The organism is Frateuria hangzhouensis (genome assembly GCF_026410505.1).
Lineage (GTDB): Bacteria > Pseudomonadota > Gammaproteobacteria > Xanthomonadales > Rhodanobacteraceae > Frateuria_A > Frateuria_A hangzhouensis.
In genome coordinates this window covers 292,402-307,890 of record NZ_JAPMIU010000001.1, presented here as the reverse complement: position 1 = coordinate 307,890, position 15,489 = coordinate 292,402, and the positions used below count along the sequence as shown (strand labels likewise).

Genomic DNA, 15,489 nt, shown 5'->3' with positions numbered 1-15,489 from the left:
AGCCGCCCCGCCGTTTAACGTCACGGACATTGGGGACCCATGACCAAATCCGAACTGATCGAGGCTCTGGCCAGGCGCCAGACCCATCTTGCGTTTGGCGATGTGGAGCTCGCGGTCAAGAGCGTGATCGAACAGATGAGCCACGCGCTGGCACAGGGCGAGCGCATCGAGGTCCGCGGCTTCGGCAGCTTTGCGTTGCACTATCGCCCGCCGCGCATGGGCCGCAATCCCAAGACCGGCGAAGCGGTCGCCCTGCCGGGCAAGCACGTGCCGCATTTCAAGCCGGGCAAGGAACTGCGCGAACGCGTAAACCTTTCACTGCAGGCTGAAATGGCCTGACGGGGTCTACCGGGCCTGGTCCCGGGTGTTTTGAGGAAGGGCAGGCGGCGCGAGCCGATCCTGCCCTTTTTGTGGATGGCGTTGCCGTCGCAAGCGGTCTGCGCAAACAAGAGCGGTTCGAATGTGCCGGTCTGTGCCGGTTCAAGCCGATTCAGGTAAAGTTTCGCCATGCGATTGATTGCCTTGCTCATCCTCGTGCTCTTCGTCGTCGTCGGCGTGGTCGTCGGCGCGCTCAACGCCGATCCGGTGAGTTATGACCTGGCCTTCGCCAAGTTGACGATGCCCAAGGGCGCCGGTCTGCTGGTCGCCCTGGTGATCGGCTGGCTGCTGGGCGGACTCACGGCCTGGCTCGGCATGAGCCTGCGCCATCGTCGCGTGCTGCGCCGTGCGCGCCAGTCCAGCGGGAAGACGCCGGCCCGCGCATGAGCATCCTCTACGTGCTGGTTCTGCTGGTGCCGGCGGCCTTCGCCAGCGGTTGGTTCGCGGCCCGCCGCGCGGCGGTGCATCGTTCCGGCATGCGAGTCAGCGAACTGTCGTCCGACTATTTCCGTGGCCTGAACTACCTGCTCAACGAGGAGCAGGACAAGGCGATCGAGGTGTTCCTCAAGCTTGCCGAGTACAACCGCGATACGGTCGAAACCCACCTGGCGCTGGGCAATCTGTTCCGTCGCCGCGGCGAGGTCGACCGCGCGATCCGCCTGCACCAGCACCTGGTGTCGCGTCCGGGCCTGACCGAGGCGATGAAGACGGTCGCGCTGCTGGAGCTGGGCGAGGATTACATGCGCGCCGGCCTGCTCGACCGTGCCGAGGCACTGTTTTCCGACCTGGTCGCGATGAATGCGCACGCGCCCTCGGCGTTACGCCATCTGGTGGCGATCTACCAGCACGAGCGCGACTGGCACAAGGCGATCGACCACGCGCGTCGGCTCGAGGCCATGACCGGTGACGACGAGTCGCCCATGATCGCCCAGTTCTATTGCGAACTGGCCGAGCAGGCCCGCCAGCACGGCGCGCGCTCGGAAGCGCGCGACTACTTGCACCAGGCCTTCGAATGCCAGGCCGACTGTGTGCGCGCCTTCATGCTCACCGGCCGGCTGCATGCGGAAGCGGGCGAGCACGCCGAAGCGGTCGCGGCGTACGAGGCCGCGGTGGGCGCGGACATCGCCTTCGTGCCGGAGATCCTGCCGCCGCTGCTCAACAGCTACGCGCGTATCGGCCAGATGGAGCGCGCCGAGCATTTCCTGCGCGACATCCTGGCGCGCTACCACGGCATCTCGCCGGTGCTGGCGCTGACGCGGCTGTACCACCAGCGCGACGGTGAGCGTGCGGGCATCGACTTCCTTACCTCGCAGCTTCGCCAGCGGCCCTCGGTGCGTGGCCTGATGGCGCTGATCGACGCGACCATGGACAAGATCGAGGGTGAGGCGCGCGAGAATTTCCTGATCCTGCGCGACCTTACCCGCAAGCTGCTCGAAGGGCAGGCGATGTACCGCTGCAGCCGTTGCGGGTTCGGCGCCAAGGCGCACCATTGGCAGTGTCCCAGCTGCAAGGGCTGGAGCACCATCCGTCCGATTCACGGCGTAGCCAACGAGTGAACCGCGCCGAATGGATCATCGCGCTGGGATGGAGCCTGGCCGCACTGGCGATCGCGGCGCTGGCGGCGCGCGGGGCGATCGCCTACGCGCACCGGCGCGGCATGCTGGATCAGCCCGGCCAGCGCCGCTCGCATACGCTGCCCACGCCGCGCGGCGGTGGCATCGGCATCGTGCTGGCTTGCCTGGTCGCGTTGCCGGGCGTCTGGTCGACGCTGCCAGGGGCATGGTCGGGCTGGACGATCGCGAGCCTGGAGGGGGCCTTGTTGCTGGTGGCAGCCATTGGCTGGTGGGACGACCACCGGCCGTTGCGGCAGTGGCCCCGGCTGGGCGTGCAACTGCTGGCGACCGGAGTGTTCGGCGCCGCGCTGCTTGCCGGCGCGGGCCTGAGCTGGGCCTGGCTGCCGTTGCTGGTGCTGGCCGGCGGCTGGAGCATCAATCTGCATAATTTCATGGACGGCATCGATGCGCTGCTGGCACAGCAGGGGCTCTTCATGGCGACGGGCCTCGGCTGTCTGGGCGCCAGCGCGGGCTATCCCGTACTGGCAGCCGCCGGCTTCATCGTGGCGGCCGCCTGCCTGGGTTTCTGGTGCTACAACCGGCCGCCCGCGCGCATTTTCATGGGCGACGTGGGTAGCGGTAGCGTTGGCCTGTTGCTGTTCGCCCTTGCCGCGATGCTGTGGCGGGTCCAGCCCGCGTTGCTCTGGCCGGCACTCATTCTCGGATCCAGCTTTGTCGCCGATGCCAGCTTGACGTTGCTGAACCGCTTCCTACGCGGCAGGCGCTGGTATGCTCCACACCGCGAGCATCTGTACCAGTGGCTGGTACGATCCGGCCGCACGCACAAACGCGCCGCCGCGTTGTACCTGGGCTGGAACCTGCTCGTCGCCGCACCCGCGGCACTCATAGCAAGGCTTCACCCCACCATGGCATTGCCGGCCTGTGCCGCCGTGTATACGGCAGCGGGCGCAACATGGATCGTTATCAAGCGCCGTTGCGTGCGGCGTGTACCGCAGAAGGAGCGTCATGTCGCCACGTAAATGGATCGGTCTCATCCACCCGCGCCTCGCCGTGGTCGCGCACGACTTGGCGATGGCCGGTTGTGCCTGGTGGATCGCCAAGGCGTTGCGCTATGCCACGGCGCCCGGGCAGGACGGCAGCTTCGACGCGCTCGAGTTTCCGATCGTGCTGGCCATGCAGGGGCTCATTTTCACTTGGACCGGCCTGTACAAGGGTGTATGGCGCTTCGCCAGCCTTCCGGACATGTGGAACATCCTCAAAGCGGCGGTGCTGGGAACCGTGGCCATCTACGTGGTGCTGTTTCTCTACGAGCGCATGGAAGGCGTGCCGCGTTCGGTACTGCTGCTCTATCCCGTGGCGCTGACCCTGCTGCTGGGCGTGCCGCGCCTGGCTTACCGGTTCTGGAAAGACAGCAGGCTGGACCTGTTCAGCGCGCGGACGTGCAAGCGGGTGCTGATCGTCGGCGCCGATCGCGCTGGCGAGGCGCTCTCGCGCGACCTGCGCCATGACGGCCGCTACAGCGTGATTGGTTTCGTCGACGACAAGGCCGGGCTGCGCGGTGCTTCCATCAATGGCCATCCGGTGCTCGGCTGCATCGAGCAGTTGCCCGAACTGGCGCGCGAGGCGGCGGTGGAGATGTTGCTGATCGCCTTGCCCGCCGCGACCACCGGCGAGATGCGCCGGGTGGTGGAGATGTGCGACCAGACCGGTCTGCCGTACCGCACGGTGCCCCGGCTCGAGGACGTGGTTGCCGGCCGCGCGCAATTCAACGAGATCAAGGAAGTGGCGATCGAGGACCTGTTGGGCCGCGATGCGGTCGAGCTTGACTGGACCGCCATCCGCGAAACGCTTACCGGTCGCCGCGTGTTGATCACCGGCGGTGGCGGCTCGATCGGCTCGGAGCTCTGCCGGCAGGTGGCGCGCCTGGGTGCGCAATCGCTGACCATCGTCGAGCAGAGCGAATACAACCTCTACCGCATCGGCAAGGAACTGCGCAGCGACTATCCGGAGCTGCTGCTCGAGTGCGTGCTGTGCGATTGCGGCGACCGTATCGCGATGCAGGAGACCTTCGCCGAGACCAAGCCGCAGGTGGTGTTCCACGCAGCCGCGTACAAGCACGTGCCGATGCTGCAGAAGCAGCTGCGCGCGGCGTTCCGCAACAACGTGCTGGGTACGCGCACGGTGGCCGACCTGGCCAACGAATTCCATGTCGAATGCTTCGTGCTGATCTCCACCGACAAGGCGGTCAATCCGACCAGTGTGATGGGCGCCTGCAAGCGCGTCGCCGAGATCTACTGCCAGAATCTCAACGCCAACTCGGCCACGCACTACATCACGGTGCGCTTCGGCAACGTGCTCGATTCGGCCGGTTCGGTGGTGCCGCTGTTCCGCCAGCAGATCCGTGACGGCGGCCCGGTTACGATCACCCACCCGGAAATCACCCGCTACTTCATGACCATTCCGGAGGCCTGCCAGCTCATCCTGCAGGCGGCCTGCCTGGGGCAGGGCGGCGAGATCTTCGCGCTCGACATGGGCGAGCCGGTGAAGATCCGCGACCTCGCCGAGCAGATGATCCGGCTTGCGGGCAAGAAGCCCGGTACCGAGGTCCCGATCGTCTACACCGGCCTGCGCGCCGGCGAGAAGCTTTTCGAGGAGCTCTTCCACCAGCTCGAGAATTACAGCGCTACCGCGCACGCCAAGATCTTCCTCGCGCAACATCGCGAGGTGTCCTGGGAGCTGCTGCAGGCGCTGCTCAACAAGGCCAGCGAGGCCACCGCGGCGTTCAACGAGGACGAGTTGCGGCGCTGCGTGTCCAGCCTGCTGCCGTCGTTCCGCTGGAGCGATACCGCGCAGCCGGACAACGTGGTCTCGATCCGCCGCGAGGCGGGACGCGTCGAACAGGGTCGCATCGAAACAGGAGAGAAGTGAGTGACCAAGCCGTTGCGCAAGGTGGTGTTCCCGGTGGCCGGCCTCGGCACGCGTTTCCTGCCCGCCACCAAGGTGGTGGCCAAGGAAATGCTGCCGGTGCTGGACAAGCCGCTGATCCAGTACGCGGTCGACGAAGCGGTGGATGCCGGCGCGGACACCCTGGTGTTCGTCACCAACCGCTACAAGCACGCCATCGCGGACTACTTCGACAAGGCCTACGAGCTCGAGGCCAAGCTGGAGGAGAAGGGCAAGGACGAGTTGCTCGCGCTGGTGCAGGGCACGCTGCCGTCCAACGTGCGGGCCATCTTCGTCACGCAGCCGGAGGCCCATGGCCTGGGCCATGCCGTGCTGTGCGCCAAGCCGGTGGTCGGCGACGAGCCGTTCGGCATCATCCTGCCCGATGATTTGATCTGGAACGGCCAGATCGGGGCAGGGCGCAAGGGTGCGCTGGGGCAGATGGCGGCGCTGGCCGAGAGCGAGCACGCCGGCGTGATCGCCGTGGAAGAAGTGCCGCACGACCAGACCGACAAGTACGGCATCGTCGATGCCGAGCCCGTGGACGCACGCAGTGCGCGCATCCGCTACATGGTCGAAAAGCCCAGACCCGCCGATGCCCCGTCCAACCTCGCGGTGGTCGGCCGCTACGTGCTGCCAGGCCGCATCTTCGAGCTGCTCGAGCAGACCGAACCCGGAGCCGGTGGCGAGATCCAGCTTACCGACGCCATCGAGGCGCTGCTGACGGAACAGGGCAAGGTCCTCGCCTATCGTTTCGAAGGCACCCGCTTCGACTGCGGCAACAAGGCCGGCCTGGTCCGGGCCACCATGCACATGGCCATGCAGGATCCCAAGCTCGCGCCGGTCGTGCGCGAGTTTGTCGGCCAGCTCTGACCGTCTGCAAGGTCCACCTGTAGGAGCCCGCTTGCGGGCGATGCCCTTGGCTGGCCCAGGCGAGAGCATCGCCTGCAAGCGGGTTCCTTCAATTCGGCCGCATCCGCGGTTTCGGTCGAACAGCAGCTTGTGCCGCGATATGCTCAGCCGTCGCCCGACCGGCCCGATCCCATGACGCCGTCGCCCGCCATCTCTTACTACCGCGCCACGGCCACGCCGTACGCTCCGTATGCGCCGCTCGAAAGCCGACAGGAGGTGCGCGTGGCAGTGATCGGTGGCGGCTTTGCGGGGCTCAATACGGCGTTGGGACTGGCCGAGCGCGGGCTGCGCGATGTCGTGTTGCTGGAGCGCGAGCAGATTGGCCACGGTGCGTCAGGCCGCAATGGCGGCTTCGTGTTCGCCGGCTACTCGCTGGGCGAACAGTCCCTGCTCGATCAGCTGGGCGAGACCCGGGCGCGGGCGCTGTTCACTCGCACGATCGAGGGCGTGCATCGCATCCGCCGCCGCGTGGCCGACTACGCGATTGCCTGCGATGCGGTCGACCAGGGCGTGATCTGGGCCAACTGGTTTCGCGATCCGGACGTACTGCGGTCACGCCAGCGGTTGCTGGCCGAGCGCTATGGCGTGACATGGCAATGGCTGCCCGAAACCGAGTTGCGCGAGCGCATCCACAGCACGCGCTACCACGATGGATTGTTCGAGCGCGACGCATTGCATCTGCATCCCCTTAACTACGCGATCGGCCTGGCCGGTGCCGCGGCGGGGCAGGGCGTGCGCATCCACGAACATAGCGGCGTACGGCGGCTGCAGCGGGAAGGCGGCCGCTGGCGGGTGCAGACTGCCCATGGCGAGGTGCTGGCCGAGCAGGTGGTGCTTGCCTGCGGTGGCTACCTGGCGGGCCTGGAGCGGCGGATCGACCGCGCGATCCTGCCGATCGCCACCTACGTGATGGTGACCGAGCCACTGGGTGAGCGGCTGGCCGGATGCCTGGACACAAACGCGGCCATCTACGACACCCGCTTCGCTTTCGACTACTACCGTCCGCTGCCCGACACCCGTCTGCTTTGGGGCGGCCGTATCTCGGTGCTCGATCGTGCTCCGGGCGCCGTGCAGCGGCTGCTGCGGCGCGATCTGCTGCGGGTGTTCCCGCAGCTCGGCGACGTGCGCATCGACTACGCCTGGTCCGGGCTGATGAGCTACGCCCGCCACCAGATGCCGCAGATCGGCGGGCGCGAGGACGGGCTGTGGTGGGCGCAGGCGTTCGGCGGGCATGGCCTCAGTTCGACCTGTGCGGCGGGCGAACTGCTGGCCGCGGCGATCGCCGAAAGCGATCCGGCCTGGCGTGAGTTCACCGATTACGGCCTGGCGCCTACATATCGCCCGCTGGGCTTCCTGGGCGCACAGGCGGCCTATTGGCGGGCCGAATGGCAGGATTGGTTGAAAACGAGGCTGGAAGGATGAGCGTGGAAGAGATCAGTTGGGCGGATTTCGAGAAAATCCTGATCGTCGCCGGCACCATCGTGCGGGTCGAGCCCTTTCCGGAGGCACGCAAGCCGGCGTGGAAAGTGTGGGCCGACTTCGGACCCTATGGCGAGCGCAAGACCAGCGCCCAGATCGCAGCGCTCTACGCGCCCGAGCAGTTGATCGGCAAGCAGATCGTCGGCGTACTCAACTTTCCCGAAAAGCAGATCGGGCCGGTTCGCTCGCAGTTTCTGCTGACCGGCTTCCATACCGAGGCGGGTGTGGTCGTCACCACGGTGGAGCGCCCGGTGCCCAATGGAGCCAGGCTGGCATAAGTCACGCCGCCGGGGGCGACTGCGCAGAGTTGGCTCCAGCGGTTGCCCGGCCGGCATCGGTGGGCGGTTGGGGCTCCCTCCTGCAACGGAGGAGCGATCAAGGAGCGATCACCTGCATGGACACCGGCAGGCCATCGTGCGTGACCTCGATGCCGGACCTCAGGGCGCCCAGAGTGCTTTCGTGCACTACCGCCAGCGCCTCGGCTGCCACGTTCACCGGTACCACGTCGAGCATGTGGATCGATGCCTTGCTGTCGACGTCCAGCACGCTGCCCGGCGGCAAGGCGCGCGACAGTGCCAGGCGGTGCAGCTGTCGCTTGCTGCCACCGCGGTAATGCAGGCGCGCGACGATCTCCTGGCCGGGATAGCAGCCCTTGTCCAGCGCGGTGGCTCCGAGCGCGCCCAGATCCAGCCACGGCGGCAGCAATTCGCCGGGCGTGCCATTTACCAGCCATGGCCAGCCGGCGCGCAGTTGCGGCAGGCGCCAGTCGTCGTCGCCGTCCGCGACGAGCCTCAGACCGTGTGAGCCGCAGCCGAGCAACAGGATATCGTCCTGTTCCATGGCCGCATGCAGCGGCATCGCATCCACGGTGGCCAGTTGTTGCGCCGGCAACGCAGCGACGCGCACCTTCGCGCGGAACATGTAGCGCTGCAGCTCGCCGGCCAACGCGCCGGCCTCACCACCGCGCAGCAACAACCGCAGGCGCTGCGCATCCAGGCGCACCAGGTGAAACAGCGCACGCACGCGTCCCTGCGCGTCGAGCCAGGCGCTGAACTGCCATTGGCCGTCGGCAAGGGAAGCGAGGTTGCTGCTCAATTGGGACTGCGCGAAGGCGATCGCGTCAGGGCCTTCGATCGAGACGAGCTCGGCGGGATAGGTGCTTGGCATGGCGCATGAGATAAGGGATGGCGGGCGCGAAGGCAAGGCATGGACAACGGTTTTCGCGCAGCGTCAAGGTTGTGCTTCCACGTTGACGCGTATTACGCTTCTGCGGCTTTACTTATGTCCGAGACCTCCTCCCAAACCGAATCCACCCCGGCTCCCGCGCCCGCGGGAAGCAAGGCCGTGCCCGTGCGGCCGGTCGAAGGCGGATCGGCACCGGAGCGTCCGGCGCCGGACCCCACCCGCTACGGCGATTGGGAAAAGAACGGGCGCTGCATCGACTTCTGACCCGCCCGTGGCGGCGCGAGCCGGCACGGACATGGGAAGCGGGCGATCGCAGCCAGCGATTCCACCACACGGATAGCCGCCATGGCAGACACGCGACGACCGCTTTCACCCCACCTTTCCGTCTATCGATGGCAGGTGCAGATGATGACTTCCATCCTGCATCGTGCCACCGGCATCGCCCTGTCGGTGGGCCTGTTGCTGGTCGCCTGGGGCCTGCTGGCGCTGGCCGGGGGCGAGGAGCGCTTCGGCCACTTCACCGCCTTCGTCGGCAGCCCGGTCGGCATCATCCTGCTGGTCGGCTGGAGCTGGGCGTTGTTCTACCACCTGTGCAACGGCATCCGGCATCTCATCCAAGATGGCGGCTACGGCTACGAGATCGTGCAATTCGTGCGATCGAGCTGGAGCTCGATCATCGTCAGCCTGCTGTTGACCATCGCCGCGTGGGCCTACGTGCTGACCCTGGGAGCCGCCGCATGAGCGCTTATCCGAAGGAATACCGCAGCCCGCTGAAGAAGGCCCGCGGCCTGGGCTCGGCCCAGCACGGCGTGAGCCACTGGTGGGTGCAGCGCGTTACCGCCGTCGCCCTGGTCGCCCTGGGTATCTGGCTGGTCACGCTGGTGCTGCGCATGTTGCACGCCGACTATGCCACCGCGCGCGAGCTGGTCGCCCGTCCCTGGAACGCCGTGCTGCTGATCGCCTTCGTCGTCACCGCGTTCTGGCACGCCGTGCTGGGCCTGCAGGTGGTGATCGAGGATTACGTCCACACCCGCTGGAAGGAAGCGACGCTCCTGATGGCGATCAAGTTCATTGCCGTGCTGGCCACCCTGGCCGGCGTGCTCGCGGTGCTGCGCATCGCCCTGGGAGCGTGAGTTCGATGGAAGCCTACAAGGTTCAGCAACACAAGTACGACGTGATCGTGGTTGGCGCCGGCGGCGCAGGCCTGCGCGCCACTTTCGGCCTGGCCGAGAAGGGTCTGAAGGCCGCGTGCATCACCAAGGTCTTCCCGACCCGCTCGCACACCGTGGCGGCGCAGGGTGGCATCTCCGCCGCGCTGGGCAACATGGGCGAGGACGACTGGCGCTTCCATTACTACGACACCATCAAGGGTTCCGACTGGCTCGGCGACCAGGATGCGATCGAGTACATGTGCAAGGAGGCCCCGGCCGCGATTATCGAGCTGGAGCACTACGGCGTGCCGTTCTCGCGCACCGAGGAAGGCAAGATCTACCAGCGCCCGTTCGGCGGCATGACCACGCACTACGGCAAGGGTACCGCGCAGCGCACCTGCGCCGCGGCCGACCGCACCGGCCACGCGATCTTGCACACGCTCTACCAGCAGGCGTTGGCGCATGACGCGGCGTTCTTCATCGAGTACTTCGCGATCGACCTGATCTTCGACGAGGCCGGCGTCTGCCGCGGCGTGCTCGCGCTCGATCTCAACGAAGGTACGCTGCACTTCTTCCGCGGCCACGCCGTGGTGTTGGCGACCGGCGGTTACGGTCGCGCCTACTTCAGCGCCACTTCGGCGCACACCTGCACCGGTGATGGCGGCGGCATGGTGCTGCGCGCCGGCCTGGCGTTGCAGGACATGGAGTTCGTGCAGTTCCACCCGACCGGCATCTACGGTGCCGGCTGCCTGATCACCGAAGGCGTGCGCGGCGAAGGCGGCTACCTCACCAACTCCGAGGGTGAGCGCTTCATGGAGCGCTACGCACCCAGCGCCAAGGACCTGGCCTCGCGCGACGTAGTCAGCCGCGCGATGACCATCGAGATCCGCGAAGGCAGGGGCGTCGGTCCGGAGAAGGACCACATCCATCTGAACCTGATGCACCTGGGCGCCGACGTGATCCACGAGCGCCTGCCGGGCATCGCCGAATCGGCGCGCATCTTCGCCGGCGTGGACGTGACCAAGGAGCCGATCCCGGTCATCCCGACCGTGCACTACAACATGGGCGGCATCCCGACCAACTATCACGGCGAAGTCGTGCAGAAGAAGGGCGACGACGTCGATGCCGTGGTGCCGGGGCTGTTCGCCATTGGCGAGGCGGCCTGCGTGTCGGTGCATGGCGCCAACCGACTGGGTTCCAACTCGCTGCTCGACCTGGTCGTGTTCGGCCGCGCCGTGGCCGGCCGCTGCGCCGAGCTGGTGCAGCCGGGCACGCTGCACAAGGATCTGCCAGCCAGCATCCTCGACAAGGCTTTGGGGCGTTTCGACGCGCTGCGCTACGCCAAGGGCAGCAAGCCCACGGCCCAGATCCGTGCCGAGATGCAGAAAACCATGCAGAAGGATGCGGCGGTGTTCCGCACCGGCGAGACGCTGGCCGAGGGCAAGCGACACATCTCCGAGGTGTTCGATTCGTTCAAGGACGTCAGCGTCACCGACCGTTCGCTGGTGTGGAATTCCGACCTGATCGAAACGCTGGAGCTGTCCAACCTGCTCGCGCAGGCCGTGGTCACCATGCATTCGGCCGAGCAGCGCACCGAAAGCCGCGGCGCGCATGCGCGCGAGGATTTCCCCGATCGCAACGACGAGCAATGGATGAAGCACACCCTCGTCAGCCTCAGCGACGCAGGCCAGGCCAGCTTCGAATTCCGCCCGGTGCACATGTACACGCTGACCGACGAGGTCGACGTGGTGCCGCCGAAGAAGCGCGTCTACTGATATTTCAGAGTGCGGCCATGGATGGCCGCTTTTTGATTCTCGCGCTCATGGATGAGCGCACAGGCCAAGTGAGGTCACCGTGGCAGAGTTCACGCTACCAAAAAATTCCAAGATCCAGTCCGGCAAGCATTACCCGGCCAAGGGCGCCAGGAAGCCGAAGACCTTCAAGGTCTATCGCTGGAGTCCGGACGACGATCAGAACCCGCGCGTCGATACCTACGAGATCGACCTGGCCGCGTGCGGCCCGATGGTTCTGGACGCGCTGCTGAAGATCAAGAACGAGATCGACCCGACGCTCACGCTGCGCCGGTCCTGCCGTGAAGGCATCTGCGGCTCCTGCGCGATGAACATCGACGGCACCAACACGCTGGCCTGCACCAAGGCCATCGGCGACTGCGGCTCGGGCGAGGTGAAGATCTATCCGCTGCCGCACATGCCGGTGGTCAAGGATCTGGTGCCGGACCTGACGCACTTCTACGCGCAGTACGCCTCGATCAAGCCGTGGATCCGCACGCAGAGCCCGGCGCCGGCGCGCGAGCGCCTGCAGTCGCCGGAGGACCGCAAGCAGCTCGACGGCTACTACGAGTGCATCCTGTGCGCGTGCTGCTCGACCAGTTGCCCGAGCTACTGGTGGAACGGCGACCGCTACCTCGGCCCCGCCATCCTGCTGCAGGCCTACCGCTGGATCGCCGACAGCCGCGACGAAGTCACCGGCGAGCGCCTGGACGACCTGGAAGACCCGTTCAAGCTCTACCGCTGCCACACCATCATGAACTGCGCGCGCACCTGCCCGAAGGGTCTGAACCCAGCCAAGGCGATTGCGGAGATCAAGAAACTGATGGTCGAGCGCCGCTCGTAGGATCCGGAGACCAAGCTCCCTCTCCCCTGCGGGGTGAGGGTTGGGGTGAGGGGACACTCTTGCGACACACTTCCATTAGAGCCGTCGCGGTGCAGCCGGAACGCGCTGAGATCTCGGCGCCCGCGCATTTTGCAAAGCGCGTCGAGGCTCAGTCCCACTTTTCCCGCGAGCCCCGTCCCTCACCCCAACCCTCTCCCCGCAGAGGAGAGGGAGCCAAGGCTGGCGCTTCGCGCCTCGCGTTGCCATGAGCCTCGCCCGCCTGCGCTGGCGTGCCCGCCGCGGCACGCGCGAACTCGACGCCCTGCTGGGCGGATGGCTGGACGAGCGCTACGCCAGCGCCGATACGGCGACACAACTGGCCTTCGACCAACTGCTCGACACCCAGGACCCGGATCTGTGGGACTGGATCATGGGCCACGCGCAGGCCCCGCGCGCTGACTGGCAGGCGATCATCGATGACATCCGCGCCCGCCATCGGCTTTGACTACCGGCCCTCGCACCTGCCCCGCAGGTTGCTGGCCATTGTCACCGCGCTCGCTCTCGTCGCCATCGCACTGAGCGGCGCACCTTCCGGACTGAAAATGGCATTGGTGGCAGGCACGTCGATGCTGGCCGTTGCCGGCGCGCGCCGCTCGGGGCGCTCAGGCATTGCCGGCCTGGGCTATGGGCCGGACGGCTGGGCTGTCTACCGGGCCGACCGCAGCCAGCTCCCGGCCACGCTGCGCTCCCATCGCGTGATCGGCAGTTGCGTGCTGCTGCGGCTGAAGACCGATCACACGACCGAAACCCTGCTGCTGGCACCGGACAACAGCGACCCGGACATCCGCCGCCGGCTGCGCATGCGCCTGGCCGCGCATTCTCCGGTCGCCGAGATTCTGTAGGAGCGCCCTTGGGCGCGACCGCCATCTCCACGCATGGCGATCAACCTCAAGGGCGTCCCCATGCCTGCGTGGCACTTTTCACCTTGGGCACGGTCCGAGTGAATACCCGATAATGCATCGACAGGGCGGCCCGCCCCCCGACTGGAAAAAGCGACCGCCCATGTTCCGACCGCTCGAACTGTTCATCGGCCTGCGCTACACCCGCGCCAAACGACGCAACCAGTTCATCTCCTTCATCTCCACTGTCTCCATCGTCTGCATCGCCATCAGCGTGACTGCGCTGATCACGGTGATGTCGGTGATGAACGGCTTCGATTCCGAATTGCGCACGCGCATCCTCGGCGCCATTTCGCACGCCACCGTGTCGGGCCTCCCGGGCGAGGCGGTGCGCGACTGGCCGCGCGCGGTGCACATTGCCGAGGCCAACCCGCATGTCAGAGGCGCTGCGCCCTACGTGGAGATGGAAGCCTTCCTGCAGGCGCGCCGGCCCAGTGGCGCACTGGTGCGCGGCATCGAGCCGAGCCAGGAGCCGAAGGTCTCGGACATCAATACGCATATGGTCCAGGGCAGCCTGGACCAGCTCAAGCCCGATAGCTGGAACATCGTGCTGGGCAGGGAACTGGCGTTGACGCTGGGGGTTACGGTCGGCGACCGCGTGACCATGGCGGTGCCGGAATTCCGCGCTACGCCGATGGGCAGCGTACCGCGCCTGCGCGGCTTCCACGTGGTCGGCATCTTCGAGCTTGGCATGCAGGAGTTCGACTCGGGCCTGGCCATGATCAACATGCACGACGCCGAGAAGCTCCGCAGCCTGGACGGCCCCACCGGCATCCGTCTCAAGCTTGACGACATGTTCAACGCCCGTCCCGTGGCCAGGGAGCTGGCCAGCACCCTGGGCCAGTTCTACGTCGTGCAGACCTGGATGGACAGCCACGCCAACTTCTTCTCCGCCATCTCGATGGAGAAGCACGTGATGTTCATCATCCTGTCGCTGATCATCCTGGTCGCGGTGATCAACCTGATCTCGATGCTGATGATGCTGGTTACCGACAAGCAGGCCGACATCGCGATCCTGCGAACGCTCGGCTCGACCCCGCGCAGCATCATGGGCATGTTCATGGTGCAGGGTGTGCTGGTGGGCGTGGTCGGCATCGGCTTCGGCGTGGGCCTGGGCTCGCTGCTGTCATGGAAGTTGCCGGCCATCATCAAATGGGTCGAGCACCTCACCGGCGTCACCTTCCTCTCGCCGGACGTCTATTACATCAGCGAAGTGCCCAGCAAGCTGGTCGCCAGCGACGTCGGCTGGGTAACGCTGGTCACCTTCATCTTCTCGCTGCTGGCAACGCTCTATCCCGCGTGGCGCGCCTCGCGCACGCAGCCGGCGCAGGCGCTTCGCTATGAATAAGCCCTCGACCATGGACAACAACATCGTGCTGCGCGCCAGCGGGATCGCCAAGACCTACGAGGAGGGCGATCTGAAGACGGACGTCCTCGCGGACGTCAGCTTCACCCTCAAGCGGGGCGAGACGCTGGCCATCGTCGGCGCCTCCGGCTCGGGCAAGAGCACGCTGCTGCACATCATCGGCGGGCTGGACACGTTGACCCGCGGCGAGGTGGAGGTCGAAGGCCGCATCCTGTCCCGGCTTTCCGACGCCGAACGCGGCCGCGTGCGCAACCGTTCACTGGGCTTCATCTACCAGTTCCACCACCTCCTGCCCGAGTTCACCGCACTGGAGAACGTGTGCATGCCGCTGCTGATCCGCGGCGTGGCCATCGAGGAAGCGCAGCGCCAGGCGCGGGTGTTGCTGGAGCGCGTCGGGCTGGGCAAGCGCGAGGAGCACAAGCCGGCAGAGCTGTCCGGCGGCGAACGCCAGCGCTGTGCGGTGGCGCGCGCGCTGGTCACCCGCCCCGCCTGCGTGCTCGGCGACGAGCCCACCGGCAATCTCGACGAGGGCAATGCCGCGCAGGTCTATGAACTGATGCTCGAGCTCAATCGCGAGGTCGGCACCAGCTTCATCCTGGTCACCCACGACCATCGGCTGGCGAACAAGATGGATCGTACGCTGGAGCTGCATAACGGCGTGCTGCAGGAAAAGGCGCGCGCGGCGTTGGGTTGAGGCGGGCCTCTCCCATCCGCCTGTAGGCACCTTCCCCTTGCAGAGCGGGGAAGGCCCGTTACCGGGCGTCTCGCTGCCATTGTTCGCGGTGCGCAGGGACGATGCGGCGACGCGCGTTCTACTGGCGGTCCTTTTCCCGTTTACGCGGGAGGATGTCCAGAGAACGGATGGGGACGACTTGGCCCGAACCAGCCGATCCCTACACACATTTCAGCCCTCCCGAAGCCTGTCCACC

At 66.6% G+C, this 15,489-nt stretch carries 18 protein-coding genes; 17 read left to right on the top strand and 1 reads right to left on the bottom strand.

Annotated elements, in window-relative coordinates:
* The first annotated feature begins 39 nt into the window (after positions 1-39).
* From OSC30_RS01380 to OSC30_RS01345, 8 genes are all read left to right on the top strand, one after another.
* On the top strand, positions 40-339 hold the full coding sequence (locus OSC30_RS01380; protein WP_267170032.1) for an integration host factor subunit beta: 300 nt from the start codon (positions 40-42) through the stop codon (positions 337-339).
* Between the two features lie 168 nt (positions 340-507).
* Positions 508-765, top strand: coding sequence for a lipopolysaccharide assembly protein LapA domain-containing protein (locus OSC30_RS01375; RefSeq protein WP_267170031.1), 258 nt, complete (start codon positions 508-510; stop codon positions 763-765).
* A complete protein-coding gene (gene lapB / locus OSC30_RS01370) occupies positions 762-1,934 on the top strand; it encodes a lipopolysaccharide assembly protein LapB (protein ID WP_267170030.1) in 1,173 nt (390 codons plus the stop codon). Before OSC30_RS01375 ends, lapB begins: the two co-directional genes overlap by 4 nt.
* Complete coding sequence (locus OSC30_RS01365; RefSeq protein WP_267170029.1) at positions 1,931-2,971, top strand: MraY family glycosyltransferase; 1,041 nt, start codon at positions 1,931-1,933, stop codon at positions 2,969-2,971. Before lapB ends, OSC30_RS01365 begins: the two co-directional genes overlap by 4 nt.
* On the top strand, positions 2,958-4,880 hold the full coding sequence (locus tag OSC30_RS01360; protein WP_267170028.1) for a polysaccharide biosynthesis protein: 1,923 nt from the start codon (positions 2,958-2,960) through the stop codon (positions 4,878-4,880). Before OSC30_RS01365 ends, OSC30_RS01360 begins: the two co-directional genes overlap by 14 nt.
* Complete coding sequence (gene galU, locus OSC30_RS01355) at positions 4,881-5,768, top strand: UTP--glucose-1-phosphate uridylyltransferase GalU (RefSeq protein WP_267170027.1); 888 nt, start codon at positions 4,881-4,883, stop codon at positions 5,766-5,768.
* Positions 5,769-5,939: 171 nt separating this feature from the next.
* Entirely contained in the window at positions 5,940-7,229 is a 1,290-nt protein-coding gene (locus OSC30_RS01350) for an NAD(P)/FAD-dependent oxidoreductase (protein WP_267170026.1), read from the top strand.
* Entirely contained in the window at positions 7,226-7,564 is a 339-nt protein-coding gene (locus OSC30_RS01345) for a tRNA-binding protein (RefSeq protein ID WP_267170025.1), read from the top strand. The genes OSC30_RS01350 and OSC30_RS01345 overlap by 4 nt, the downstream gene beginning before the upstream one ends.
* 97 nt (positions 7,565-7,661) lie before the next feature.
* Here OSC30_RS01345 and ygfZ read toward each other — a convergent pair whose 3' ends face one another.
* The gene (ygfZ, locus tag OSC30_RS01340; protein WP_267170024.1) at positions 7,662-8,453 is read right to left on the bottom strand and encodes a CAF17-like 4Fe-4S cluster assembly/insertion protein YgfZ; all 792 of its coding nucleotides are present in this window, start codon (positions 8,451-8,453) and stop codon (positions 7,662-7,664) included.
* 39 nt (positions 8,454-8,492) lie between these two features.
* Between ygfZ and OSC30_RS16910 the strand changes: the two genes are divergently transcribed.
* The 9 genes from OSC30_RS16910 to lolD all read left to right on the top strand — a co-directional run bounded on the left by OSC30_RS16910 (position 8,493) and on the right by lolD (position 15,254).
* Positions 8,493-8,735 carry a DUF1674 domain-containing protein gene (locus OSC30_RS16910; RefSeq protein ID WP_425474717.1) on the top strand — a complete coding sequence of 81 codons (243 nt, stop codon included), beginning with the start codon at positions 8,493-8,495 and terminating at the stop codon, positions 8,733-8,735.
* Between the two features lie 81 nt (positions 8,736-8,816).
* Positions 8,817-9,212, top strand: a complete 396-nt coding sequence (gene sdhC, locus OSC30_RS01330) for a succinate dehydrogenase, cytochrome b556 subunit (RefSeq protein WP_267170022.1) — start codon at positions 8,817-8,819, stop codon at positions 9,210-9,212.
* Positions 9,209-9,604 (top strand): succinate dehydrogenase, hydrophobic membrane anchor protein, encoded by a 396-nt coding sequence (gene sdhD / locus OSC30_RS01325; protein ID WP_267170021.1) that lies wholly within the window; start codon positions 9,209-9,211, stop codon positions 9,602-9,604. The genes sdhC and sdhD overlap by 4 nt, the downstream gene beginning before the upstream one ends.
* A 5-nt stretch (positions 9,605-9,609) precedes the next feature.
* Entirely contained in the window at positions 9,610-11,397 is a 1,788-nt protein-coding gene (gene sdhA, locus OSC30_RS01320) for a succinate dehydrogenase flavoprotein subunit (protein ID WP_267170020.1), read from the top strand.
* Positions 11,398-11,476: 79 nt separating this feature from the next.
* A complete protein-coding gene (locus OSC30_RS01315; protein WP_267170019.1) occupies positions 11,477-12,256 on the top strand; it encodes a succinate dehydrogenase iron-sulfur subunit in 780 nt (259 codons plus the stop codon).
* A 244-nt stretch (positions 12,257-12,500) separates the two neighbouring features.
* Complete coding sequence (locus OSC30_RS01310; RefSeq protein WP_267170018.1) at positions 12,501-12,740, top strand: FAD assembly factor SdhE; 240 nt, start codon at positions 12,501-12,503, stop codon at positions 12,738-12,740.
* Complete coding sequence (locus tag OSC30_RS01305; RefSeq protein WP_267170017.1) at positions 12,712-13,137, top strand: hypothetical protein; 426 nt, start codon at positions 12,712-12,714, stop codon at positions 13,135-13,137. The genes OSC30_RS01310 and OSC30_RS01305 overlap by 29 nt, the downstream gene beginning before the upstream one ends.
* Before the next feature lie 160 nt (positions 13,138-13,297).
* Positions 13,298-14,542: a lipoprotein-releasing ABC transporter permease subunit gene (locus OSC30_RS01300; protein WP_267170016.1), complete on the top strand. Its 1,245-nt coding sequence runs from the start codon at positions 13,298-13,300 to the stop codon at positions 14,540-14,542.
* On the top strand, positions 14,535-15,254 hold the full coding sequence (gene lolD / locus OSC30_RS01295; protein ID WP_267170015.1) for a lipoprotein-releasing ABC transporter ATP-binding protein LolD: 720 nt from the start codon (positions 14,535-14,537) through the stop codon (positions 15,252-15,254). Before OSC30_RS01300 ends, lolD begins: the two co-directional genes overlap by 8 nt.
* The last annotated feature ends 235 nt before the right edge of the window (positions 15,255-15,489 follow it).